Origin of the sequence: Marivirga atlantica (genome assembly GCF_016734805.1) — a bacterium.
Classification (GTDB): Bacteria; Bacteroidota; Bacteroidia; order Cytophagales; family Cyclobacteriaceae; genus Marivirga; species Marivirga atlantica.
In genome coordinates this window covers 689818-715380 of sequence record NZ_JAERQG010000001.1, presented here as the reverse complement: position 1 = coordinate 715380, position 25563 = coordinate 689818, and the positions used below count along the sequence as shown (strand labels likewise).

25 protein-coding genes are annotated in these 25563 nt (G+C 35.7%); 20 read left to right on the top strand and 5 right to left on the bottom strand.

Annotation, left to right across the window (positions count from 1 at the left end; all coding sequences use genetic code 11):
- The first annotated feature begins 26 nt into the window (after positions 1-26).
- Genes JKP34_RS03190 through JKP34_RS03180 form a run of 3 tightly spaced genes read left to right on the top strand, consistent with a single transcriptional unit; the run spans position 27 to position 2639 of the window.
- Positions 27-905, top strand: coding sequence for a lysophospholipid acyltransferase family protein (locus JKP34_RS03190; protein WP_236664872.1), 879 nt, complete (start codon positions 27-29; stop codon positions 903-905).
- A 39-nt stretch (positions 906-944) separates the two neighbouring features.
- Positions 945-1676 (top strand): LOG family protein, encoded by a 732-nt coding sequence (locus tag JKP34_RS03185; protein ID WP_201917639.1) that lies wholly within the window; start codon positions 945-947, stop codon positions 1674-1676.
- Between the two features lie 36 nt (positions 1677-1712).
- The gene (locus JKP34_RS03180; protein WP_201917637.1) at positions 1713-2639 is read left to right on the top strand and encodes a lytic transglycosylase domain-containing protein; all 927 of its coding nucleotides are present in this window, start codon (positions 1713-1715) and stop codon (positions 2637-2639) included.
- On the opposite strand, the gene JKP34_RS03175 is transcribed toward JKP34_RS03180, so the two are convergent.
- Positions 2629-3255 (bottom strand): outer membrane beta-barrel protein, encoded by a 627-nt coding sequence (locus JKP34_RS03175; protein ID WP_201917635.1) that lies wholly within the window; start codon positions 3253-3255, stop codon positions 2629-2631. The two genes, JKP34_RS03180 and JKP34_RS03175, sit on opposite strands and share 11 nt — an antisense overlap.
- A 38-nt stretch (positions 3256-3293) precedes the next feature.
- Here JKP34_RS03175 and gldB point away from each other — a divergent pair, with 38 nt between their 5' ends.
- Together gldB and JKP34_RS03165 are read left to right on the top strand one after the other, a co-directional pair.
- On the top strand, positions 3294-4307 hold the full coding sequence (gldB, locus tag JKP34_RS03170; protein ID WP_201917633.1) for a gliding motility lipoprotein GldB: 1014 nt from the start codon (positions 3294-3296) through the stop codon (positions 4305-4307).
- 91 nt (positions 4308-4398) lie between these two features.
- Positions 4399-5652 (top strand): DUF533 domain-containing protein, encoded by a 1254-nt coding sequence (locus JKP34_RS03165; RefSeq protein ID WP_201917631.1) that lies wholly within the window; start codon positions 4399-4401, stop codon positions 5650-5652.
- Here the strand turns inward: JKP34_RS03165 and JKP34_RS03160 are convergent.
- The 3 genes from JKP34_RS03160 to JKP34_RS03150 form a co-directional block, all read right to left on the bottom strand.
- Positions 5636-6610: a TerC family protein gene (locus tag JKP34_RS03160; protein WP_201917629.1), complete on the bottom strand. Its 975-nt coding sequence runs from the start codon at positions 6608-6610 to the stop codon at positions 5636-5638. The two genes, JKP34_RS03165 and JKP34_RS03160, sit on opposite strands and share 17 nt — an antisense overlap.
- Before the next feature lie 203 nt (positions 6611-6813).
- A complete protein-coding gene (locus JKP34_RS03155) occupies positions 6814-7392 on the bottom strand; it encodes a hypothetical protein (RefSeq protein ID WP_201917627.1) in 579 nt (192 codons plus the stop codon).
- 429 nt (positions 7393-7821) lie between these two features.
- On the bottom strand, positions 7822-9567 hold the full coding sequence (locus tag JKP34_RS03150; protein WP_201917625.1) for an ABC transporter ATP-binding protein: 1746 nt from the start codon (positions 9565-9567) through the stop codon (positions 7822-7824).
- A 123-nt stretch (positions 9568-9690) separates the two neighbouring features.
- Between JKP34_RS03150 and JKP34_RS03145 the strand changes: the two genes are divergently transcribed.
- The 9 genes from JKP34_RS03145 to purN all read left to right on the top strand — a co-directional run bounded on the left by JKP34_RS03145 (position 9691) and on the right by purN (position 17654).
- Complete coding sequence (locus JKP34_RS03145) at positions 9691-10725, top strand: GumC domain-containing protein (RefSeq protein WP_201917623.1); 1035 nt, start codon at positions 9691-9693, stop codon at positions 10723-10725.
- A gap of 85 nt (positions 10726-10810) precedes the next feature.
- On the top strand, positions 10811-11476 hold the full coding sequence (locus JKP34_RS03140) for a heme exporter protein CcmB (RefSeq protein ID WP_201917621.1): 666 nt from the start codon (positions 10811-10813) through the stop codon (positions 11474-11476).
- Between the two features lie 4 nt (positions 11477-11480).
- Positions 11481-12146, top strand: coding sequence for a cytochrome c biogenesis protein CcsA (ccsA, locus tag JKP34_RS03135; RefSeq protein WP_201917619.1), 666 nt, complete (start codon positions 11481-11483; stop codon positions 12144-12146).
- A complete protein-coding gene (locus JKP34_RS03130) occupies positions 12133-12387 on the top strand; it encodes a CcmD family protein (RefSeq protein ID WP_236664871.1) in 255 nt (84 codons plus the stop codon). The genes ccsA and JKP34_RS03130 overlap by 14 nt, the downstream gene beginning before the upstream one ends.
- Positions 12388-12438: 51 nt before the next feature.
- A complete protein-coding gene (locus tag JKP34_RS03125) occupies positions 12439-12840 on the top strand; it encodes a cytochrome c maturation protein CcmE domain-containing protein (RefSeq protein WP_201917617.1) in 402 nt (133 codons plus the stop codon).
- Positions 12841-12855: 15 nt separating this feature from the next.
- Positions 12856-15387 (top strand): heme lyase CcmF/NrfE family subunit, encoded by a 2532-nt coding sequence (locus JKP34_RS03120; protein WP_201917615.1) that lies wholly within the window; start codon positions 12856-12858, stop codon positions 15385-15387.
- Positions 15384-16172 carry a Rossmann-like and DUF2520 domain-containing protein gene (locus JKP34_RS03115; protein WP_201917613.1) on the top strand — a complete coding sequence of 263 codons (789 nt, stop codon included), beginning with the start codon at positions 15384-15386 and terminating at the stop codon, positions 16170-16172. Before JKP34_RS03120 ends, JKP34_RS03115 begins: the two co-directional genes overlap by 4 nt.
- Positions 16173-16175: 3 nt before the next feature.
- A complete protein-coding gene (locus JKP34_RS03110) occupies positions 16176-17036 on the top strand; it encodes a geranylgeranylglycerol-phosphate geranylgeranyltransferase (RefSeq protein WP_201917611.1) in 861 nt (286 codons plus the stop codon).
- Between the two features lie 21 nt (positions 17037-17057).
- Entirely contained in the window at positions 17058-17654 is a 597-nt protein-coding gene (purN, locus tag JKP34_RS03105) for a phosphoribosylglycinamide formyltransferase (RefSeq protein WP_201917609.1), read from the top strand.
- On the opposite strand, the gene JKP34_RS03100 is transcribed toward purN, so the two are convergent.
- A complete protein-coding gene (locus JKP34_RS03100; protein ID WP_201917607.1) occupies positions 17638-18225 on the bottom strand; it encodes a hypothetical protein in 588 nt (195 codons plus the stop codon). The two genes, purN and JKP34_RS03100, sit on opposite strands and share 17 nt — an antisense overlap.
- A 161-nt stretch (positions 18226-18386) precedes the next feature.
- Between JKP34_RS03100 and purH the strand changes: the two genes are divergently transcribed.
- The 6 genes from purH (at position 18387) to rodA (ending at position 25558) form a co-directional block, all read left to right on the top strand.
- Complete coding sequence (gene purH / locus JKP34_RS03095; RefSeq protein ID WP_201917603.1) at positions 18387-19913, top strand: bifunctional phosphoribosylaminoimidazolecarboxamide formyltransferase/IMP cyclohydrolase; 1527 nt, start codon at positions 18387-18389, stop codon at positions 19911-19913.
- Positions 19914-20025: 112 nt separating this feature from the next.
- Entirely contained in the window at positions 20026-21054 is a 1029-nt protein-coding gene (locus JKP34_RS03090) for a rod shape-determining protein (RefSeq protein WP_201917601.1), read from the top strand.
- An 80-nt stretch (positions 21055-21134) separates the two neighbouring features.
- Complete coding sequence (gene mreC, locus JKP34_RS03085; protein WP_201917599.1) at positions 21135-21968, top strand: rod shape-determining protein MreC; 834 nt, start codon at positions 21135-21137, stop codon at positions 21966-21968.
- Positions 21961-22482: a Rod shape-determining protein MreD gene (locus tag JKP34_RS03080; RefSeq protein ID WP_236664870.1), complete on the top strand. Its 522-nt coding sequence runs from the start codon at positions 21961-21963 to the stop codon at positions 22480-22482. The genes mreC and JKP34_RS03080 overlap by 8 nt, the downstream gene beginning before the upstream one ends.
- A complete protein-coding gene (locus tag JKP34_RS03075) occupies positions 22479-24290 on the top strand; it encodes a peptidoglycan D,D-transpeptidase FtsI family protein (RefSeq protein WP_201917597.1) in 1812 nt (603 codons plus the stop codon). The genes JKP34_RS03080 and JKP34_RS03075 overlap by 4 nt, the downstream gene beginning before the upstream one ends.
- The gene (rodA, locus tag JKP34_RS03070) at positions 24290-25558 is read left to right on the top strand and encodes a rod shape-determining protein RodA (protein WP_201917595.1); all 1269 of its coding nucleotides are present in this window, start codon (positions 24290-24292) and stop codon (positions 25556-25558) included. The genes JKP34_RS03075 and rodA overlap by 1 nt, the downstream gene beginning before the upstream one ends.
- The last annotated feature ends 5 nt before the right edge of the window (positions 25559-25563 follow it).

Genomic DNA, 25563 nt, shown 5'->3' with positions numbered 1-25563 from the left:
ATTTTTTAAAAGCTTTATTTTGGTTATTGAGTAAGATACCTTTTTGGTTTTATCATGTACTTTCTCGAGTGATTGGTTTTCTTTTAATAAAATTTAAAATATACCGATATCAACTAGTAGTAAACAATATTAATAAGGCCTTTCCAGAAAAATCTGAAAAGGAGATAAGAGAAATCGCTCATAAATTCTTCTATCATTTTAGCGACCTGCTTATTGAAAGTCTTAAAGCCTTCAATTTTAGCAAGAAAAAAATCAAGAAAAGATATAAGATACATCCAAATGATGATGTGCAGCGAATTGTTGATGAAGGGAGAAGTCTCGCTATTGTTCTACCCCACTTTGCTAATTGGGAGTGGGCTGTCTTATCTTTCGTATTTATGGTTGAGAGAAATCAACCTTTTGCGATGGGAATTTATAAGCCTTTGAAGAATAAAGTAATGGATCGGCTTATTAAAGATAGTAGAACACCTTTTCCGAATGCTTTATTAATACCCAAGAAAACCGCTATGAAAGAAATGATGGCTCATAGCGATAAACCATTCTTAGTCGGTTTTGCTGCGGATCAATCTCCTGCAAATGTGTATAATTCCTATTGGATGGAATTTATGGGTATCGAAACCGGAGTGTTTTTTGGTGTAGAAAAGATGAGCAAGAAAATGAATTTAGCCGTAGTTTATGCACATGTAAGGAAAACTAAGCGTTCATTTTACGAGGTGGATTTGGAATTGATTACAGCGCATCCTAACGAAACTGATTATGGTTTCATAACCGAAAAACACATGAAGTTGTTGGAGGCAGATTTAAAAAAGACTCCTCATTTATGGCTATGGACCCACAATAGATGGAAGAGAAAGAAACCATCAGACTTTAACGAAAAAATAGAAGCAAACAAAAAAGAGCAGTAGAAACTGTCTTAATAAAATATTTAATACAACCTTAATACTATGAGTAATCAAGAACAAGAAAACAGTAAAGAACTAAATAAAATACGTAACGCCTTTAAAGACAGAGATTGGAACGAAATAAAAAGCTCTGACTCATGGGCTATTTTCAAAATCATGTCTGAGTTTGTAGATGGATTTGAGAAACTTGCCAAAATCGGGCCATGTGTATCTGTATTTGGATCAGCCCGAACCAAGTCTGATCATAAGTATTACAAAATGGCTGAAGAGGTGGCTGCTAAACTGGTTCGTCATGGTTATGGCGTAATCACAGGTGGTGGCCCCGGAATTATGGAAGCCGGTAATAAAGGTGCCAAAAGTGAAAATGGTAAATCAGTAGGTTTGAATATCGTGTTACCATTTGAGCAATTCAACAATGTATACATCGACCCTGACAAACTAATTACCTTCGATTACTTTTTTGTAAGAAAAGTTATGTTTGTTAAGTACGCTCAGGGGTTCGTGGTTATGCCCGGTGGTTTTGGTACTTTGGATGAATTATTTGAGGCCCTAACCCTTATTCAAACTCACAAAATAGGCCGATTTCCTATTGTATTGGTTGGTAGCAAATTCTGGGGTGGTTTATTAGATTGGATGAAAGACACCTTACTTGAAGCGGAAAATAACATTAACAAAGAAGACTTAGACCTGTTTACTATCGTTGATACGCCAACTGAGGCTGTAAAGGTTATTGATAACTTTTATGCACAGTTTATGCTATCACCTAACTTTTAATCAAAGGCTCAAAACCGAGCCTTTTAAATTTATTTTATGTCGGCTAATAGGTTTGCACTTTATATTTCAATTCTTTCTCTTTTTACGGTGGTCATAATCGCTTTTAAAGGCTTTCAGAAAGATGAGCCTACCGTAATAAATAAAAAAGCGATTGTTCCTCCTATAGGTTTTGTGAATGCTAAAACTATTCCTTTACCGGAGTCTATAGACTTTGCAGGTGAGGCTGTACCATTAAACATACCAGACGTAAAAGAGCGATTAGATAAAGAGCTGCATATTAACTCATACTGGCATAATAATACTATATTTTTATTAAAGCGTGCGCACAGATGGTTTCCTGTCATTGAACCTATTTTAAAAGAGAATGGCATTCCTGAAGATTTCAAATACCTGGCTCTTATAGAAAGTGGGTTTGAGAATGTAAGAAGCTATGCAGGTGCCGAAGGTTTCTGGCAAATTATGAAAGGGACCGCCAAAGAATATGGTCTGGAGGTAAGCAAAGATGTTGATGAACGCTATCATCCGCAAAAGGCTACACAGGCCGCTTGTGATTACCTTAATTGGGCCCATAATAAATTAGGATCGTGGACATTGGTTGCAGCTTCTTACAATCGTGGCGTAAGAGGTATAAGCAATGCATTAGAGAACCAGAAAGCAGAGGACTATTACAGTTTAATGTTAAATGAAGAAACCTACAGATATGTTTTTCGAATTTTGGCTATCAAACAAATATTCAGCAACCCTAATAGCTATGGGTTTGATATTCAAACTGAACATCTGTACAAGCCATACAATTATGCTTTTGATACAGTAAGAAATTCTGTTGATTTAGTAGATTACGCTCTTGCACATAATATGGACTATAAAACCTTAAAGATTTATAACCCTTGGTTAAGAGATGAGAAGTTAAGAGTAGGGAGAAATGAATTTTATGTCTTTTCCTTACCAGAATCTAAAAAGTAACACCTAGTTCCAGGCCTAGTGTATCATTATTTAATCGCCATTCTTCATCAATGTTTGTTTCTTTCACAGCATTTAGGAAACCTCTATTGTAATAGAAGCCTGCATATATTCTTGTATTAATACCCAAGCGATATTCTAAGCCAGTAGCCAGCAAAGCAGTAAAATCGAAAAAATCCACCTGATTTAGTAGGTTATCATCTGAGATAATTCCTTGTAGCCTAAAGTCTGCAGTTGTTCCAAACTGAAAATAAATTTTTTTATCAAGACCAATTTCTTCAGTAAACAGCTTTAGCGTTAGCGGCACTTGCAAATATTGTAAATCATAACTTTCCTCTTCAACCCGATTTGTATTAACATTGCTTGCTTGAAATGCTGCCTGTTTGCTGCTGAAGAACAAACCTGTACTGAAATAGTGATTATCTCTAAATGGAAAGTCAAAGGTAGGGCCCAACAACAGTTTCAGAGAACTCCCATTACTTTCTATCTCATAAGTATCACCCGTAGATTGGAACCTATTAAAGCTCAATTGAGGTGCTGCCTTAAAGCCAAATTTGACTTGCGCCTTCACTGTGAAGCACGAAATGCTTAGTATTGCAATAATGAACAATTTTTTCATCAAGCAGTAGTTTATAATTCAAACTTCAAAATACAGGAATGCAACGGAAAATATATAGCATTGTTATCATTTTATTCATCTTGGCATCTTTCACATCATGTGTTGATAGTGAAAATACTTGCACGGAAAGACCCAATATTGACGAAATCAACTTAGATATAAATTTTGAAGATTTAACCAGCGAGCTTATAAAAGCTGATGATCAGAAGAAGGCGGAGGCTTTTATTAATGAATACCCATTTGTGGCAAATTATTTCTTCAATCCCACAAATCAACTTTCTGACTCCGCTATAGCTGCTTTAATGACTGATGTTTTTAGTCATCCATCATATAAAGACACTTTGTATAAAGAAGTAGAACAAACCTTCAATTCTTTTGATCAACTGAACAGAGACTTCACCAAGGCATTTAAAACTTATAAATATTATTTTCCGGATGTCGATACTCCCAAGATTCAGTATGTGCTATCTGGGCTGCAGAAAGACTTATTTGTATCCGATACACTTATTAGCATAGCAGCTGATTACTTTTTAGGGCCAGATGCGCGCTTCGTACCCCTTGGTATACCACAGTACATCTTAAAGAGATATCAGAGAGAATACATAGTACCTATGACCATGTTGTTGGTAACCCAAGAGAAAAATCAAACAGACCCTTCCAATAAAACCCTTTTGGCCGACATGATTTATTTTGGGAAATCATACTATCTGACAAAACAGATATTACCATGCACACCTGATTCATTATTACTAGGCTATTCAGCTAAAGAAATGACTGATATCAATAAAAACGAACATATTATTTGGGCAAATTTCTTAGAAAATGATCTGCTCTATGAATCAAGTCACTTTATCAAAAACAAATTCACCGGTGAGCGACCAAAAACTTTCGAAATTAGTAATAACTGTCCCGGAAGAATAGGCCTTTGGGTGGGCTGGCAGATCATCAGGAGTTACATGGAAAACAATCCTGAAGTTAGTTTACAGGAGCTGATGAAAATGACTGATGTAAACCTCATTTTTTCCAAATCTGGCTATAAACCAAAGCCTTAGAAAAAATTACTTTCAACAAAAGAATTTCACAAGCTCGAATTATTCTCTAAATTATGGTTGCATTAAGGCGTAATTAAACCAAAAACCCTTTATGAACCCATCAGCAAGAGGTTGGCTTGAAAGATATATCAGTTACAGGTCGGATTATCCTATAGATATCTCCAATCATAGGATTGAAGATAAAGATGCTTTGCTATATAGAATTATTCAGCCTACCGGTCTTATTTATGGGCATCCGGTACATTCTCCGGATTTAAGACACCCCAAAGAACAAAGATGGAATAGTTTGGGTAGAATGAAAGTAGTGCTACTTGAAAGTTTTTTCCATAGTGCACTCTTGAAAAATAACTATCAGCCGAGCAGTCAAGATGAATGGAAAGATTTTTATTTTGAAACAGGGCAATCAATAGGGCCTTTTTATGATCATCTCAACCCAGTTGCGGCAAAAAAAAGATTTAGTTTTTTTTCAAAATCTAAATCAAATGAGTTTAGTCATGCTGAGCAATCCTTAAGAAAAAACCTTTTCTTACAATCCAGGTGGGACTATTTCTGGGCAAGTTTATTTCATAATAGTCTTCTATTTCTTGATGCCTATTATTTTGGAGAGTGGAGGGCAGGCAAGTTCAGCAATATCAAGTGGCATAAAGATGCTATGAAAATGATGTTACTTAAAGTGCTGGCCGCTGCTGCACACGCCAACCACATCATTGAAAGGGAAGAGCGAAACATGTTTTACTCATTTCTAAACTCAGCTGATTTAACAAGTGGACATCAGCAGGTCGCTAAAGATGCTTTTAACGATGGGATTACTTTAGATGAAATTGACTTGAGACAAGCTGATACCTGGATTCTGCGCAGGTATGTACTTGAATTAGCCATTCTTATGATCTGGTCGGATAAGGTAGTAACTGAAGAAGAACGTGGTTTTTTAAGTAAGTTGGCTAAAAGGCTGGGTTTCTCAGAAACTGAGCTTGATGTGAGCTTAATTGCTATAGAATCCTTCGTGCTTGAGAATTGGAAAGACGTATATTTTCTTCAAAGCAAACACTCTTTTAAAGTTATTTCTGAAACAGTGGTAGATAGAATCTCCTTTGTTGTTAAAAAGAACAAGGATAGCCTTTTACAGGAAATAAGAGAATCAAAAGAATTATTTGAACTTGTTGAAAGATCGAAAAAAGAAAGCTTAACTGAAGAGGAGAAGGAAAAAGTAAGGATTCAAATGATTGATGTTCTTAAAACCATTCCTGCTTTTGTGATTATAGCTTTGCCCGGCACCTTTCTAACCTTACCAATTCTTTTGAAAATTTTGCCAAAAGAAGCATTTCCAACTAGCTTTCAAGATTAGTAACTGCGTTTTCCTTTTTCTTAGGAATAAGCAAGGACATAACAATTGATAACATCAGTACAGTAAAAATGACTGAGAATGAGATTAAGGTATTAATATGTACATGAATAATCTCTAATAGCATTTTTGCACCAATAAAAATTAAGATAAAGGATAGGCCCTTCTGTAATAAATGAAACTTATCAATAATCCCTGCTAATAGGAAGAATTTAGCTCTCAAACCTAAAATGGCAAATATATTAGAAGTGTAAAGAATAAATTCACTTTGAGATATTGCAAAGACTGCAGGAATCGAATCTACCGCAAATATTAAATCTGTTGATTCTATAAGTAGTATTACCAGAAAAAGAGGAGTAAACATAATTTTTGCGCCTCTCCTCACAATAAATTTACCACTAAAATGACCTTTAGTAATTCTTAAATACTTACGAGCAAATCTGATAATAATATTCTGCTCCGGATCCAGATCATCATCTTCATCAGTAAAGAAGATCTTAATACCGCTATAAACTAAGAATGCTCCGAAAATATAAAGTATCCAATGAAACTGGGCAACTAAATAGGCTCCCAAGAATATAAAAATGGCTCTAAATACTATGGCTCCTAAAACACCCCAGAACAAAATCTTATGATAGTATTTCTCTTCAACCCTGAAATATCGCAGTATTAACAGAATTACAAATATGTTATCAACTGAAAGCGCGTACTCGGTTAGGTAAGCAGAATAAAATTCAAGAGAAAGAGTAGCCCCTCCGGCATATTTATAGATTAAAAAGCCGAAAGCGACTGATATAACAACCCAAAATATTGATTGATAAGTGGCAGATTTTAAAGAAACCTTATGAGCATTTTTATTAAATACTCCTAAATCAAAAATTAGAAAAATGGTTATAACTACACCAAACAGCACAAAGAGGCTTGTCTGTGGGTCATTCTGTAAGTTTAAACCAAAATTCATCTATAAGTCATCCCTAATTGAAATGGAAAGATAAGATTTTTACCTCCTATTTTTAAAATTTATTAGATAAATTATGATTATTTCCCAAATATTAGTGGTTGATAACGATGATAGGCGGATGAAATTATTTATATACGTTTGTACCTTAATAATAAAAGGCGATGAATCATCGCCTTTTGTAACTCTCATATCTTAAAAGAAAGTCATTTAATTGTCCTCACATTATCATCTGTAAGACCATAATAATCCATTACCTCATTATAGTTCGCATAATCAACTGACTTTGTACTTCGTCCAGTGTTTTCTGCAGGTACAATAACTACTCTGTAAATAAGATTATTTGTAAGGTTTGTATTTGAAATTAGACTCAAGTTAAAGTTAGCGTCTAAAAACACCTTTGCATCAAACTCTGTAAAATCATAGGTATAAAGTAAAGTGCCAAACTCAGGAAATAAAGTTCTTGGAAGTGGTTCCCAGAAATCAGTATCAGTCTCAGCATCATAATCAACTAGTTGATACATTAAAACCACATCAGATGGCAATATTAGATCCCAATCTGCTTCAGGAAATTCTAATACAACGCTATAATTGTTCGCTCCACTGAATGTGATATCCTGATACTCATAAGCAATGGCTTCAAACTGACTACCATCAGCTCCTGCAGGACCTTGTTGACCCTGTGGCCCTTGAGGACCTGGAGGGCCTTCTGAACCATTAAATGTACATGAAGCAATAAATAAAAATACTACACTTATTTTGAGGAAGTTCGAAAGCTTTTTCATAATTGATATTGTTTGGTGTGGCAAATCAAAACCAAATAACATGCCAAACAAGAAGATGTTCCTTGCAGCAGCGGATTTACTGGAGGACAGACACGAAAAGCATACAGATAAACATGATTAAAAAGAATGCAGCTTTGAAGATATTATCCTCTATTCTAGACTGACTAAAAACTTTAATTATTCTGTTCATACTTCAAAAATACATAGGCCAAGTATAAGCTGAAAATCAGCAGTTTGTGGTAGATGTAAGAAAGTATGAATTGCGTGTAACAGAATAGAAAATCTCGCAGAAGTGATTAAAAACTAACAGTTTTATTATTAGTAAGAAAAAGTAATAAAGTGTCTTTATATCGATGAAAAAGCCTTTTTAAGCGCTAAAGAAAAATATTTCTTTAAAAATAATACATCTACTCGCTTACTTGATAGATGCTAAATTCTGGCTTGATAGGTATGCAATTGATGATAGCGACCTTCATTCTTAATCAGTTCCTCATGCTTGCCTCGCTCAACTATTTCACCTTCTTCTATTACCAATATTTGATCAGCCTGCCTAATAGTACTCAACCTGTGAGCAATTACAAAAGTAGTTTTACCCTTCATTAATTCTTTTAGACTTGATTGGATGAAAGTTTCACTTTCGGTATCAAGATTTGAAGTAGCTTCATCAAGAATTAATATTTTAGGATTAGCAAGTATGGCACGCGCAATGGCAATTCGCTGTTGCTGCCCTCCTGAAAGTTTCACACCCCTTTCACCTATTTGGGTATCTAATCCATTCTCGAATTTATCGGTGAACTGATGTACATAGGCCTTTTCAACTGCTTCTTGTAGTTCTACATCAGAGGCATTCGGTCTTGGAAATAAAATATTCTCTCTGATAGTGCCTTCAAATAAGAAATCGTCTTGAAGTACAACACCAAGCTTACTCCTGTAGCTATCTAATGTAATAGTTTGTAAGTCTATATTATCAACAGTTATTCGCCCATCATCAGGGTTCAGAAAAGAGGCAACTAAATTCGCAATGGTTGATTTGCCAGATCCTGATGTTCCCACCAAAGCAGTTACTGAACCTGCTTCAGCATTAAAACTAATGTGCTTGATTACATCTTTGTCGTTCTCGTAAGCAAATGACACATTATCAAATTTAATATTTCCGATAATATCTTCCAGTTCATGAGTTCTTTGCTTGTCATCTGACTCTATAGGGGTAGTCATAATTTCTTCAGTTCTGTCTAAACCTGCAAAAGCTTCGGTTAGTTGACTTCCTATATTACTCATTTGCACTATTGGAGCAATCATAAAACCTAAATACAGCGTAAAGGCAAGAAAGTCACCAAACGTTAGTTGCTCGTTCATTATCATATAGCCACCAATAGCCATAATCCCTGCAGAAGCCAAACCTAAAAGCAAAGTAGCAGAACTTGTTATAAGACTAGTTGCTGTTAGGCTCGATTTTACATTCTTAAATAATCGGTCAACACCTTCGGCAAAAATTCTTATCTCTTGTAATTCAGCGTTAAATCCTTTTATGACTCTAATACCACCTAAAGTTTCAGTTAACCGGCCTGTTACTTCAGCATTTATTTTTCCTCGCTCACGAAATATCGGTCTGATTTTACCAAAAGCCCTCAGCGAGATAACTCCGAATATGGCTACAGGGACCAGAACATAGAGTGTCATTAATGGGCTAATAGTGATAAGCAATATCAGGCAAACTATAGAAGTAAGTACACCACCTATCATTTGAGCTAATCCTGTACCTACTAGGTTTCTTACCCCTTCCACATCAGTCATTATTCTTGATACCAGTTCACCTGTTTTAGCACTGTCAAAATACCTTATAGGCAGCCTTACAATATGAGATTGAACTTGAGATCTTAATTTAGAAATAAGGTTTTGAGCCTCAACACTTAGAATTTGTGTTAATGCAAATGAAGTTATTGCCTGTATTATAATGGCTCCAACAACTGCAATAATTAGCCATTTAAGCTTCTCCAAATCTCCGTTCGGAACAACGTCATCAATTAGTATTTTGCTTGATCCGGGTAATACTAATGATGCAAACCTGCTTATTATAATTAGTATAAGACCTACCAAGAGATACTTTCTTCTGGGCCAAACTATACTGGTAAAAGCCTTTTTTAAGCTTGCTCCTGTTTTTTTATTTTTTGCCATTGTTAGGTGGTTAGCAAGGAACAAACGTATTTCTACAATGAGGGTTAAGCTTTACTGAATTGAATATGATTTTTAAATTTCCATTCTTAGAGAAATCTATGTTTCTTTGTGAAAATTTTATTTATGGCTGAAGTAGAAAAAAACAATACAGGCTCATCCGATGAAATTGACTTGAAAGAGTTATTTCAAGCTATCGGTAATTTCTTTAAAAGTATTTTTATCAATATTATGCTCTTTTTTGTGAGTATAAGAAACGCTACTCTCAAAAATATTAAGCTTATAATAATATGTGGTGTTCTTGGCGGCTTAGCCGGCATTGCCCTGAACTATGTTTCTCAAGATTATTATAAATCTTCTATGGTATTAAAGTCTTCCTATTTAAGTGGAAGGTTAATGGAAAGTGCGATAGATAAATTAGACGCATTAAGTGATGAAGACAATTATCAACAGCTTGCTAATACGTTAAAAATTGATTTAGAACTTGCTCGAAAGATTAGAAGTTTTTCATATGAGCCATTTGTCTCTGAAGATGAAGTTGTTCAATTGGAAGTTTTTAAGGAACAATTGAGAGCTCAGATTGATGACGAGGAGACAATAGAGAAATTCATAGACAAACTGCGTTCGGAAAACAGAAGCACATATCGCATAATGGTTGAGGTATTTGATAATTCAATTATTGAAAAACTTGAGCAGCCATTATTAAATTACTTCCAGAAAAATCCTTACGTTTCCAAGAGATTGGAAATTGAGCGAACTAACTTATTATTAGAGGAGAAAAATACGAAAGAGGAATTAGCCAAACTAGATAGCTTAAAGCAGCTAATATTTAAGAACTTTAATTATATGGCTAGTCGTACAAAAGGTGGTTCCAATAATGTAATCCTTTCCGATGAGCAAATGACTAACCCTATTGATGTATTCAATGCCAGTAGAAGACAGTATGAGGATTTATTAAGAATTAATAGAAGCTTATATATTCAAGATAGCTTTGAATTGGTAGATGGTTTTACAACTTACGCAAAGCCTGAAAGTCCTGGTTTATTGAAATGGGGATTCTTTTCTGGCCTCGTTGGATTAGGAGTTGCCTATATCATCATTATTTTAATAGCCTTCAACAGATACCTTACAAAAGTTGAACAAGAAAATAGGGCAGCATAAAAATTTTCAAATTCATTATTAAGAGATGGGCCAAAACCCATCTCTTTTTGTTTAAATACACGCTTATTACAACTACCTTTGCTAAGTGATTAAACAGATCAAAACATTTGTTCAAAAAGAAATGCTGCTGGAATGGCGAAATAAAAATGCCTTCAATAGCATTTTGTTATATCTTGTTAGTACAGTTTTCATAAGTTATTTGAGCTTCAGTTTAAAAACTGGAACTCTGCATCCAGATGTATGGAATGCGTTATTCTGGATTATCCTAGTTTTTGCAAATATCAACGGAGTAGCTAAAAGCTTCTTGCAAGAGGGGGAAGGGAAAACACTTTATTATTATATGCTTTGCTCTCCACAGGTTATTTTATCTGGTAAGCTGATATTTAACATATTTATTTCACTAGTAATAGCTTTTGTAGGATTTCTGTCTTACGCCATGATTTTTGGTAATCCAGTAGCCAATTATTTATATTTTATTACCACTATCATATTATCATCAATCGGCTTTGCAGGAGTGCTTACCTTGGTCTCAGGCATCGTTTCACGAGCTAATAATAGCACTACTTTAATGGCTATACTTAGTTTTCCTTTATTACTGCCAACTTTATTACTTACCATAGGCATTTCTAAAAATGCAATAGATGGCATTGAAGCTTCTTTAATGAATCCTAAACTATTAACTTTGCTCTCAATTGATATTATAGTAGTGGCAACTGCTTATATGTTGTTTCCATTTGTCTGGAGGAATTAATTTTATGAGAAAATCTTGGTGGAAAATTATTGCAGTTATTTTGGTGGCCTACACTATTATAGCTGGTTTTTTATTAGAAGCTCCTCGGCTGGTAATTCTTAATGAAACTATCAGAGCTATGCATTTTCATGTGCCTATGTGGTTCGGGATGGTTATTATGCTAACGGCATCGGCAATATTTTCAATTAGGTATTTAAGGACAGGAAATCTGAAATTTGATATTTATGCTGTCGAATTAGTTAATATCTCGATCCTCTTTGGAGTACTTGGTTTAGCTACTGGAATGGTTTGGGCTAACTTTACATGGGGTGAATTCTGGAGTGGAGATCCTAAGCAGAATGCTTCAGCCATTGGCATGTTAATTTATCTCGCTTATATCCTTTTGAGAAATTCCATTGCTGACAGGCAGCAAAAGGCTAAAATCAGCAGCGTTTATAATATTTTTGCCTATGCGGCTTTAATCCCTCTTTTATTTATTCTACCACGATTAACTGACTCCCTTCATCCTGGTAATGGCGGAAACCCGGGTTTTAATGCATATGAGCTAGATGGCCGTTTAAGAATGGTTTTCTACCCTGCGGTTATTGGTTGGTCTTTATTAGGCTTATGGATGGCTGAATTAAGAATCAGGTTAAACTTTATTAAATCAAAACTCAATGAAGATTTATAAATACTTACTTACTGCTAGCTTGTTATTTTCTGCTTTTTTAGCCAAAACACAAAAAATGGCTATTGAATCTGAAGATTATAGTAACCAATCAATTGAAATGGCTGATGCCATGAGGGCCAATGGTAAAATATACGTTCTGGTTGCCATAGTGCTACTAATATTTATTGGCTTTATTTTTTATGCTATTAAAACAGAACAAAAAGTTAAAAAACTCGAAAAAGAGTTAGAAGACAAGAATTAAAGAATCATTTTAAGCTAACTCTTGTTAGTTGGAATTGAAAAATAATATCAAATGAAAAAGTCTTATATATTCGGAATTGTGATAATTGCAGCAGCTATTACAATGATTATTTCAACTGCCGGTGATGCGAGTTCTTACGTTAGTTTTAGTGAAGCTCAGGAAATGTCAGAAAATGGAAGTGATAATATGATTCATGTGGTGGGTACTCTCAAAAAAGATGAATCGGGTCACATTATTGGTTTAAAAGCAGCTCAAAATAAACTTTCCTTTTCATTTATAATGGTAGATCAAAATGGTCTTGAGCAATTGGTCTATTATAATGAACCCATGCCTGCTGACTTCACTAAATCAGAACAAGTAGTGGTTATTGGTGCTTACAAAAACGGACAGTTCATCGCTGATAAAATTCTCATGAAATGTCCTTCTAAATACCAAGAAGATACCGTAGTGTAATTTGAAAATTAATTTATGATACATACTGCATTAGGTGACCTGGGTCACCTTTTTGTTATTACAAGCTTTGTACTAGCGTTAATCTCTGTCTTTAATTTCTATAAAGCTGAAACTCAAAAAGACCTTGTTAAAAAAGCCAACTGGCTAAACAATGGAAAGGCCAGCTATCTGGTACACGGCATAGCGGTTCTGGGTATAGTTATCACACTTTTCGTGATTATTTCAGGACATTACTTTGAATATTTCTATGCATGGAATCATTCTTCTAAAGCACTTCCACTTGAATACGTAATTTCTTCTTTTTGGGAAGGTCAGGAAGGTAGTTTTCTATTATGGCTATTTTGGAATGTAGTTTTAGGCGTCATTCTCCTCTTCACCAACAAAAAATGGACTCCCTCTGTAATGCTGATATTTTCGGCAGTTCAGGTTTTCCTTTCTTCCATGATTTTAGGAGTTGTCATTGGTGATATTAAAACTGGTAGTTCTCCCTTTATCCTATTGCGCGATGCAATGGATGCTCCCGTTTTCAATATCAATCCTGATTATATTCCGGAAGATGGAACAGGATTAAACCCATTATTGCAAAATTACTGGATGGTCATTCATCCGCCAGTGTTGTTCTTAGGCTATGCTAGTACTCTGATTCCTTTTGCATACGCGATAGCTGGCTTATGGAAAAAAGAAGTTAAGACATGGATAAGACCGGCTCTTCCCTGGGCTTTATTCTCTGCAGCTGTTTTAGGTATAGGTATTTTAATGGGTGGCTATTGGGCTTACGAAACCTTGAACTTTGGTGGTTACTGGAACTGGGATCCGGTAGAAAATGCCTCTCTGGTTCCATGGCTTGTATTAATTGCAGCTGTTCATACCATGATTGCTTACAAGAAAAATGAAACAGCTCTAAAAGCATCTATTATTTTAGTGATATCAGTTTTTCTATTAGTGCTCTATGCTACATTTCTAGTAAGAAGTGGAGTTCTTGGTGAAACATCGGTTCACTCTTTTACTGATTTAGGACTATCCGGTCAACTACTTATTTACTTTTTAACATTTACAGTAATCGCTTTTGCTCTAGCAATAAGTAGATGGAAGTTGATACCTAGTACTGAAAAAGAAGTTGAGGTCTATTCTCGCGAATTCTGGATTTTCATGGGAGCAACAGTTCTGTGTCTAATGGCTTTCCAAATAATTATCCCTACCTCTATTCCAGTATATAATGCCATTATTGAAGCTTTTGGTGGCATCAGTAATATGGCACCTCCTGCCGATCAGGTTAATTTTTATACCAAGTGGCAGACTTGGTTTGCAGTATTTATAGCTATTCTTTCCGGAACTGGGCAATTCTTTTGGTGGCAAAAGATGGAAAAAGGAAAGTTGAAACAAGCACTTCTTCTTCCAATTGTGATTACGCTAGCATTAACCGCATTGATAATAACAGTTGGTGGTGTTTATAATGTCACTTATATAATTCTGGTATTAGCCGGTGTTTATACCATAACCGCTAATTTTTTCATCCTACTTTCGGTAGTTAGAGGAAATTATAAATTATCAGGTGGTGCAATTGCTCACATAGGTGTAGGCATGATGCTACTTGGTATTCTATTTTCTTCAGGCTACTCAAAAGTAGTTTCCTTGAATAATTCAGGTCTGGTGATTAGCAACAACCCTGATTTAGAGGAAAACTTTAATCAGGAAAACATGCTGCTTTTCATTAACGATCCGCAAAATATGGGCGAATATACGCTTACCTATAAGGGGCGTTATCATGAAACCTATGATGGAGGTTATGTGAAGGCGGTTTATCTGAAAGACACCAAGCAGGAAAATTTTAAGACATTAAAAAGAAAGCTGGAGAAGGATGGAAAAACATATGAGTCAGGAGATACTATTAACGTTTATGGTGTAAATCATTATTACCGAATAGATTACTTGTCTGATGATGGAGAACAATTCTCTCTTTTCCCTAGGGCACAAATTAACCCATCAATGGGAGGGCTGATTTCATCTCCTGATATGAAGAGAAAATTATCTAAAGACCTTTATACACACGTATCCTCGGTGCCTGACCCAACTCAGTCGATCGAATGGAGTGAACCTAAAGAAATGGAGGTAACCTTCGGAGAGAAATTCTTCTTGAATGATTATGTTACAGTTCTTGATAAGGTGGAAAGGGTTGATTCTGTAAATGGCAAACCTATTGGCAAAAATGATTTAGCAGTTCAAGCCACCATTTTAGTATACGGTACAGGAGAAACCTATCTTTTAAAACCATACTACATCATTAGGGATAATATGGCTGGCAGAATACCCGATGAGAACAGGGAAATAGGATTAAAAGTAGGAATTGAAAGTATTCAACCAGAACAAAATACTTTCAACTTATCAGTGAGAACCAGCCAGAAAGATTATGTAGTTATGAAAGCGATGGAGAAGCCGATGATCAATTTATTATGGATAGGTACATTGGTTTTAATGTTAGGCTTTATCATGGCTATTTTCAGGCGTTATAGTGAATTCACTAAAATGAAGCTTAAAGGAATGGAATGAGAGACGAAACCTTTAATATAAGTTTTATCGGTGCTGGTAACGTAGCTTCCCATTTAGCTCCAGCGCTAGAAAATGTAGGCCATTCTGTTAAAGAGGTATACAGCAAAACAGGTGCCTCAGCAAAAAAGCTCATTAAAAACTTATACGATGCTTCGTTAAAAGATTCGCTTAACTTTCTTGATAGTACATCAAATATCTTCATCATTTCTATTCCTGATGATGAGATAATACCAGTACTCAATGAAATAGAATTGCCAGATCAAAGTTTGTTGGTACACACCTCCGGAGCCCTTTCTATGGATATAATTCCTGAAAGCATCGCCTCGGTAATTGGAGTTTTTTATCCTTTACAAACATTCTCTAAAAGTAGGAAATTGAAGATTGAGGAGGTTCCTTTCCTATTGGAGAGTAATCATAAATCGGGACTTAAAATATTAACTAGTCTGGCTAAAAGTATTAGCAAACAAGTTCATCATGTAAATAGTCAGCAGAGGAGCCAATTACACGTTGCAGCCGTTTTTGCCTGTAACTTCACTAACTACCTGATGACAGTTTCCGAAGAATTACTTAATGAAGCAAAGCTGGATTTTAATCTCTTGGGTCCGCTAGTAGCAGAGACAATAGAAAAAAGCCTGCTTCTAAAACCATCAAATGCACAAACTGGTCCGGCCAAACGCGGTGATTTAAAAACACTTGACAAACACATGGAAATGCTTGCTAAGCATCCTGCTTATAGTGAGATTTATAAAATTATTAGTCAGCAAATATTAGACAAATACCAATAAGGAATGAGCGAGCAGCACCACAGTCCTAGAAATTTTTCCTTTACAGGGTTTGTGAAGCTTATCCGGATTCAAAATCTAATAATAATTATTCTCTCTCAGTATTTAGCTGCTTTATACCTCTTGGAGGGTATTCATTTAAGCAATATTAGATTATTTCTATTGAGCTTATCCACCGTAATAATTGCGGCAGCTGGTTACATCATTAATGATTATTATGATGTTAAAATTGACTATGTTAATAAACCGCAAAGAGTAGTTGTTGGCAAAGTGCTAAAAAGACGTGTGGTACTCTTTTGGCATACTTTCCTGAATTTTACTGCGATAGCCATAGCATTTTATCTCAGTTGGAAGCTGGCGGCTGTTTTCTTCGGTTCAGCTTTTTTGTTATGGTTATATTCTAATCAGCTCAAACGCTTGCCGTTTGTAGGTAATTTTACTGTAGCGCTACTAACAGGTCTATCACTAACTATAATTGGCTTGTATTTTCATCAAAAAGAGGTTCTCATTAATATTTATGCTCTTTTTGCCTTTGCCATTAGTTTAATCCGCGAAATTATTAAAGATATGGAAGATTGGAAAGGTGATGCCGATTTCGGATGTAAAACACTTCCGATCGTATTTGGAATTAGAAAAACCAAGCTCATTATTTATGTATTGATTGCGCTTTTTGGTTTCCTAATTTTCTATCTGACACAATTTCTAAATAACAACATCCTTTACTATTACTTTTCAGGGCTTGCTCTTTTCATTATTTACTTTGTATACAGGTTACAACAGGCTGATAAAATAAAAGACTTCCACTTTTTAAGTAACTTTTGCAAGCTGATAATGCTTAGCGGCATTATAAGTATGCTGCTTTTTTAATTCAACTGGTGATTTTAAGATATGGATAATAAAAAATACAGAATAGCTCTTTTCGCTTCTGGCTCTGGTTCAAATGCTGAAAAAATTGCTCACTATTTCACAAATCATCCTTCCGTTGAAGTAGGCTTAATGCTCTGTAATAAGAAAGAGGCTGGCGTATTTGACAGAATGAGTAAGTTTCCACAGGTTGTTAGCCGCCACCTTAATAATAAAGATTTTCGTGATGGTGAAACAGTACTTGATATACTAAGGGAGCATCATATTGATTTCATTGTACTTGCAGGTTTTTTATTGAAAATTCCTGAAAACCTTGTAAAAGCTTATCCTAAAAGAATTATTAATATTCATCCGGCTCTATTACCTAAGTATGGTGGAAGGGGAATGTATGGTCACTTTGTACATGAAGCTGTTATTGAAAATGATGAGAAAGAAAGTGGAATTACCATACATGAAGTGAATGAAGCTTATGATGAAGGCGCTATAATCTTCCAGGCATCTTGCCAAATTACTGCTGAAATGAACGCTGAAGAACTGGCTGCCAAAATACAGCAATTAGAGCATCAGCATTTCCCAAAAGTAATTGAGGAATACATCCTTAATTTTAGAGAGCATCTTTAATCAGTAATAATTCTACCAGCTCGTCAAAATCTTGATGCTCTTTATACATTCTGTCAGAGTAAATACTTGCCATCAACTTTAAATAGTTGGGCTTGTCATCCATTAAATGGAGTTCAATGGCTATGTTGCCATATAGTTGATCAATTGGAGGCTCAACTTGTAAAGGCGGCTTCATATAAAATTTATCTACCGTCAGTACAAACCCATCTTTCGCAGTAACCTTGCTATCCGATCCTGCCTGCCTGTAGCCCAGTGCTAACAGCTTATGTTTGAAATAATCGAGCAGGAAATGAAAATCCCGGTCACTTACTTCAATATTATTTTTGATGGCAAAGCCATTAGCATAAACACTGCGGAACAACAAAATGGGAATTTCACCTTCAATATCTGTTCGTTTTAAATGGTAGGCTTTATGAATCTTTTCGAGTAATGTGCTACTTACATCATCCTGTAGCCAATCCTTAAAACTTACACGCTCCTTTTCGGATCGCTTTAAAGCCTTGTGACTTAAAACCGTGTTGGGCTCGTGTTTCTTAAACAGTTTATTATATACAGCATCAAAAAATGACATAAAAGCAATTTAGTATATCATAACAACAAAGCTTTCGCCATAATGATTAATAAAAAGAATATTTCTAGTTATAGTCAATCCCTATCAAATCAAGTCAGTATTTTTTACTTAGAAAATTAAAATACCTTAGATTTGTACTTCGCATTTCACTAAGCAGAATTATGTCACAAAAAAAGATTAAGAACGCACTTATTTCAGTTTTCTATAAGGATAAACTTGAACCTATTATTAAGCTTTTAAAAGATCAGGGAGTCAACATTTACAGTACTGGAGGAACTCAAAAATTTATAGAAGAACAAGGAGCAGAAGTAATTGCAGTTGAAGATTTAACAGGTTACCCATCTATTTTAGGTGGTAGAGTTAAAACACTTCATCCTAAAGTTTTCGGTGGCATATTAAGCAGAAGGGAATTAAAAGAAGATAAAGCTCAATTGGACGAATATGAAATTCCTGAAATTGATTTGGTAATTGTAGACCTTTATCCATTTGAGGAAACTGTTGCTTCTGGCGCTGATGAGCAAGCTATTATCGAGAAAATAGATATAGGTGGTATTTCGCTGATTAGGGCTGCTGCTAAAAATTTTAAAGATGTATTAATTGTAGCCTCTAAAAATCAATATGCTGATTTAGAGAAATTATTAGAAGAGCAAAACGGAGAAAGCTCAATAACAGATAGGAAGAAATTTGCAGCTCATGCTTTCAATATTTCTTCAAACTATGACACGGCTATTTTCAATTACTTTAATAAGACTGAAGAAATACCTGCATTCAAATCGAGCATCATGGAATCGCGCACGTTGCGTTATGGCGAGAATCCTCATCAAGTGGGTCATTACCATGGATATTTGGATGAGTTATTTGATCAGCTAAACGGCAAAGAGCTTTCATACAACAATTTAGTGGATGTTGATGCAGCAGTTTGCTTAATTGAGGAATTCAAAGAAGATACGGCTTTTGCCATACTAAAACACACAAATGCATGTGGTGTAGCCGTGGGTAAATCAGTAAAAGAAGCCTATGATAAAGCTTTTGCGGCAGATACACTTTCTGCTTTTGGAGGAGTTCTTATTAGCAATAAAAAAATAGATAAAGAAGCTGCTGAAACCATGCATTCATTATTTTTTGAAATCTTGATAGCTCCGGATTTCGATGATGATGCACTTGAAGTTTTAAAAGGGAAGAAAAACAGAATTTTATTAAAACAAAAAACAGATCTACAAACAAGCAAGCAGTTCAAGAGTCTTCTAAATGGCGTGATTGAGCAAGACAGAGACTTAAAAACCGATGCCATTGCAGACTTAAAAACTGTTACCAAAATAGCACCAAGTGCAGAAGAAACAGCAGCACTTATATTTGCATCAAAAATATGTAAGCACACAAAATCGAATACTATTGTGCTGGCTAAAGATGGTCAGTTATTCGCAAGTGGTGTTGGTCAAACTTCTAGAGTTGATGCCTTAAAACAAGCAATTGAAAAGGCGAACCATTTCGGATTCGATTTAAAAGGAGCAGTGATGGCATCAGATGCTTTCTTCCCGTTTCCTGATTGTGTTGAAATTGCTCATGATGCAGGTATAACTTCAGTTATTCAACCGGGTGGCTCTATTAAAGACCAAGATAGCATTGATTTTTGCGATGCTCACAACATGAGCATGGTTACAACCGGAACTAGACATTTTAAACATTAAATAGACTTAATCGGTCTAATTCATAAATTAATCGCTTTAAAGGGTTTATTTACCAAACAAATTTGTAAATTTCCCAAGCAGTAATTTTAAAATTTATTATCAGATAATATCCATGGGGATTTTCGATTTCTTTTCAAGTGACATTGCCATAGATCTAGGAACAGCAAACACTTTAATTATACATAAGGACAAAATTGTAGTTGATGAACCATCAATTATTGCGATAGATAAAGCCACAAACAAAGTATTGGCTATCGGTCGAGAAGCCATGCAGATGCATGAGAAAACCCATGAGAATATTAAAACCATTCGCCCTTTAAAAGATGGTGTGATCGCAGATTTCCACGCAGCAGAGCACATGATTAGGGGGATGATTAAAATGATTGATGGCGGTAAGAAAAACTTCTTCCCTAGCTCTCACAGAATGGTTATCTGTATTCCTTCAGGTATTACAGAAGTTGAGAAAAGAGCCGTTCGTGATTCTGCCGAGCATGCGGGTGCTAAAGAGGTATATATGATTCACGAGCCGATTGCCGCTTCAATTGGTATTGGTGTTGATATTGAGCAACCTGTTGGTTCAATGGTAGTAGATATAGGAGGTGGTACAACAGAAATTGCTGTGATCGCACTTTCAGGTATTGTTTGTGATCAATCTATAAGAGTTGCGGGTGATACTTTTACCAAAGATATTCTTGATTACATGAGAAGACAGCATAACCTGCTAATTGGTGAAAGATCTGCTGAGAAAATAAAAATAGAAGTAGGTGCTGCTTTAACCGAATTAGATGATGGCCCTGAGGATTATGAAATTCGCGGGCGTGATTTAATGACTGGTATTCCAAAAGTGATAAAAGTATCTTATTCCGAAATTGCTTTTGCTATTGATAAGTCAGTTTCAAAAATTGAAGAGGCTGTGTTAAAGGCCTTGGAGATTTCACCCCCAGAATTATCTGCCGATATTTATGATAACGGAATTCATTTAACTGGTGGTGGTGCCTTGTTAAGAGGTTTAGACAAGCGTTTAGCTTTAAAAACTAAGCTACCAATTCACATTGCTGACGATCCGTTAAGAGCGGTTGTAAGAGGTACAGGGCTTGCTCTCAAGAACTTATCAGCTTACAAAGCAGTGTTAATGAGTTAATAATTAAATAAGATTTTACCGAAAAGGGAATGCATCATTTGTATTCCTTTTTCCATTTATACTGATTCGGAGTTCTCGGCATGCGGAGGTTATTTCAATTCATTTATACATATCGCGCATTTTTCCTCTTCTTATTGCTTGAAGTGATAAGTGGTTGGTTGGTAATAAATCATAATGATTACCTGAGTGCCTCTTTCTTCAATAGTTCAAATGCCTTTGCCGGAAATGTTTATGAAAATAAGCAGGCCGTTGAAGATTACTTTAGGCTAAACAAAATTAATGAACGCCTGGCACAAGAAAATGAAGCCTTGCGAAATAAGCTAACGCTTGAACCAGCAATAGTTGATTCATCCAACTTTTTTACCCCCACAGCTCTGGCTGGCCAATATGATTATACAATAGCAACAGTTGTTAATAATTCAGTAGACAGATTTAGAAATTACTTTACTCTTGATAAGGGTGAAGCTGATGGCATTACCGAAGGAATGGGCGTTATCAATGGATATGGCTTGATTGGTAAAATCAAAAGTACTTCAAAAAATTATGCTGTTGGCTACTCAGCGCTCCACTCTAATCTTCTTATTTCAGCTGTAATCGAGGAAACAAAGACCTTATGTACAGCTAACTGGGATGGCAAAAATCCTAGACAAATAAGTTTAGAGTATGTCCCTCGTCATATCAAATTGAAGAATGGCATGCGCATAGTTACTTCAGGCTTTAATGCAATTTTTCCTCCGGGTATTAAAATTGGTGAAATAGCCTCAGTAGATATTAAAGATGATGCTACCTTTTATGAAGTAAAAGTTGATTTAGCAGTTGATTTTCAAAGTTTGGATTATGTATATGTAATAGGAAATGAACTGCAGCAGGAACAAGATTCATTAGAAAACACCATAAAACTAGCAGATGATTAATATTGAGAACATAAAGCAAGCTTTTATTTGGCTACTCTTTGTTGCTGGTCAACTGCTACTAGCACAAAACCTCGTGCTTTTCAATAAGGCATTCTGCTTTATTTACCTAGGTTTTATATTGCTCTTACCACTTGGAATAAGCCGAATAAATTTAATGTTGGTTGGTTTTTTTACTGGCTTAATCATCGACATTTTTTACAATAGTCTGGGAACTCATATGGCAGCTACTACTTTATTAGCATTCTTAAGACCCTTATGGATAAATGCTATTACACCGAGAGGTGGTTATGAAAATGTTTCTGCGCCCGCCCTTAAAAACCTGGGGCTATCGTGGTTTCTTGCCTATTCTTTGCCATTAATGGCTTTCCACCTCCTCACCATATTTTTTATTGAAGCAGGTGGATTTCATATGTTTATTTTTGTGTTAATGAAGGCACTGGCAAGCACTTTATTGACAGCTTTTGTGTTAGTGTTACTTCAATATCTTTTCTATTCGAAAGGAAGGTATTCATGATTGAAAATAGAAAGTACTACATACAAATTATCTTTATCCTGGTAGGCATAATTTTTCTTACCAAGCTTTTCTTTATACAGGTTTTGGACAGCCGCTACAAACTGGCTGCCGAAAATAATGTGATCAACAAAGTGGTTGAATATCCTTACCGAGGTTTGATATACGACCGTAATATGAACATCATGGTACATAATACGCCTGTTTATGACATCATGGTAGTTCCTAAAGAAGTACAAGTAGAAGATACCACTAAGTTTATTTCCCTCTTCGATATTACCGAAGAAGATTTTACGGAGAGAATTCAAAAAGCGAAACGTTATAGTTACATCAAGCAATCACTATTTTATCCTCAATTGAGTAATGAGGAATTTGCAAAAATTCAGGATGAGCTTGTCTCTTATCAGGGCTTCTATCCTATTGCAAGAACTGTGAGGAAATACCCTGAACCCGTGTTAGCCAATGGGCTCGGTTATATTGGGGAGATTAGTAAACGCCAGCTCACAAAAGACACCTTAAATTATTATCAGTCAGGTGACTTTATAGGTATTAGTGGAGTTGAAGCTTCCTATGAAGAAGAATTAAGAGGAAAACGGGGTGTGAAATATAAATTGGTGAATGTTCGAGGTATTGAAAAGGGCTCTTTTAACGATGGTGCCTTTGATACACTTTCAGTACCTGGTAACAATTTAGTGAGCTCTATAGACCTTCCATTGCAGAAATATGCAGAGTATCTCATGCAAGACAAAGTGGGAAGTATCGTAGCCATAGAACCATCTACCGGAGAGATTTTAGCGATGGTAAGCTCTCCTTCTTATAACCCAAACGATTTAACAGGTAGAAAATATAGCAGCAATTTTGGTAGGCTTAATCAAGATACCTTAAAGCCATTATTTAATAGACCTATTCAGGCTCAGTATCGTCCAGGTTCTGTATTTAAATTGGTACAATCGTTAATTGCCTTGCAGGAAGGCGTTGTGCAACCAAGTACTCGCATTGTTTGCAACCGCGGCATAATAAATTGCCATGGTGCACATACCAAGGAGGATTTGCATGGTGCAATCAAATTCTCCTGTAATCCTTATTTTTATCAAACCTTTAAAAGGATCATCCAGCAAGGCAAGGAAGATAACATGAATAAGGATGCCCGCATTGGACTTAATTTATGGGACGATTACCTTCATAAATTTGGCTTTGGCAGAAGATTAGGCATCGATATACCTAATGAGGGAAAAGGGATGATTCCTGCTCCAACCTATTACGATAGGTATTATGGCAAAGATCACTGGAATTTTTACACTATTTACTCACTAAGTATTGGAGAAGGTGAATTGTTAACTACTCCTTTACAAGTGGCCAATTTAGCCTCCATACTGGCGAACCGAGGTTATTTCATAAGACCACATTTAGTGAAAGGAATTGATACGCCAGACTCTTATCTAAAGCTTGATTTTGAGAAAGAAGAAGTTGGCGTAAATCCTGAACATTTCACCACGGTGGTAGATGCTATGGCGGAAATAGTAGAAGGTACCGCCAGAGTTGCCCGAGTTGATGGAATAGAAATATGCGGTAAAACGGGTACGGTTCAAAACAAGGATAGTTATGACCATTCTGCATTTATGTGCTTTGCTCCCAAAGAAACCCCAAAAATTGCGCTTTCAGTATATGTCGAAAATGCCGGATGGGGTGGTGGAGTTGCAGCAGCCATTTCCGGTTTGTTAGTAGAGAAGTATGTAAAAGGAGAAGTAAGCCCTAACAGAGCCTGGGTAGAAAATTATGTGATGTCTAAAGCTTATTTAAACAATTTATAATGGCAAGGCAAGATAGTTTATGGAATAGGGTCGATTGGTTGCTGATAAGCATATTCTTTGCGCTAGTTATTCTCGGTTGGCTGAATATTTATGCAGTAGTTTACGATGAAGAGCAGGTGCAGAACATCTTCAGCTTTGATTTAAATTCGGGTAAGCAGCTCGTTTTTATTGCCGGATCAATAGTCATCATAATAGCCATTATGATACTAGATTTTAAGTTTTTTGATTCTTTTGCCTATTATTTATATGCTGGTGTCATCATCTTACTCGTCTTGGTGCTCATTTTCGGAACTGAAATAGCAGGAAATAAATCATGGTTTACGTTAGGGGCTATCCGATTACAACCTTCCGAATTTGCCAAGTTTACCACCGCACTGGCTTTGGCCAAATACTTTAGCAATAGAACAGTAAGACTCGATCGTTTTAATGAGCAAATCAAGGCATCCTTATGGGTTCTTATTCCCATAGGACTTATTGTACTTCAGGGTGATGTAGGTACAGCCATGGTTTTCCTAAGCTTTATTTTCGTGTATTACCGAGAAGGTTTACCTACATTCTACCTTATTACGGGAATCTCTGCTGCTGTAATATTCATTCTTACCTTAATGGTTAATCAGGTTTACCTATTAATTGGATTGGGTATAATTGGGGTTATTCTTATTGGCTTTAATTACAAGAAGCTAAGAAATGTGATGCTCATAGTGGCTGGTGTAATTTTAGTAGCTGGTGTAATTCTAAGCGTTGATTACACCGTATCCAACGTACTAAAGCCGCATCAACAAAACAGATTAAAAGCTTTGATTAATCCTGATGCCGATCCGCTAGGCTATGGTTGGAATGTTACACAATCAAAAATAGCTATCGGATCAGGCGGAACGTTTGGCAAGGGTTTTCTTGAAGGAACTCAAACTAAATTTGACTTTGTACCAGAACAAAGCACGGACTTTATTTTCTGTACCATAGGTGAAGAGCATGGATGGATTGGAAGCTTAATATTGGTTTTCCTTTTTATGGCCTTGATGCTTAGAATAGTATTTATAGCCGAGCGCCAGAAATCTAATTTTGCTAGAATTTACGGCTATTGTGTAGCCTCCATTTTCTTTATCCATTTTGGCATTAACATAGGTATGACCATTGGCCTTTTCCCTGTTGCTGGAATTCCCTTACCTTTCTTTAGCTATGGAGGCTCTTCTCTATGGTCGTTTACAATATTACTCTTTACGCTAATTAAATTAGATGCCCACAGAATGCAGGTATTGATGAGATAATGCTT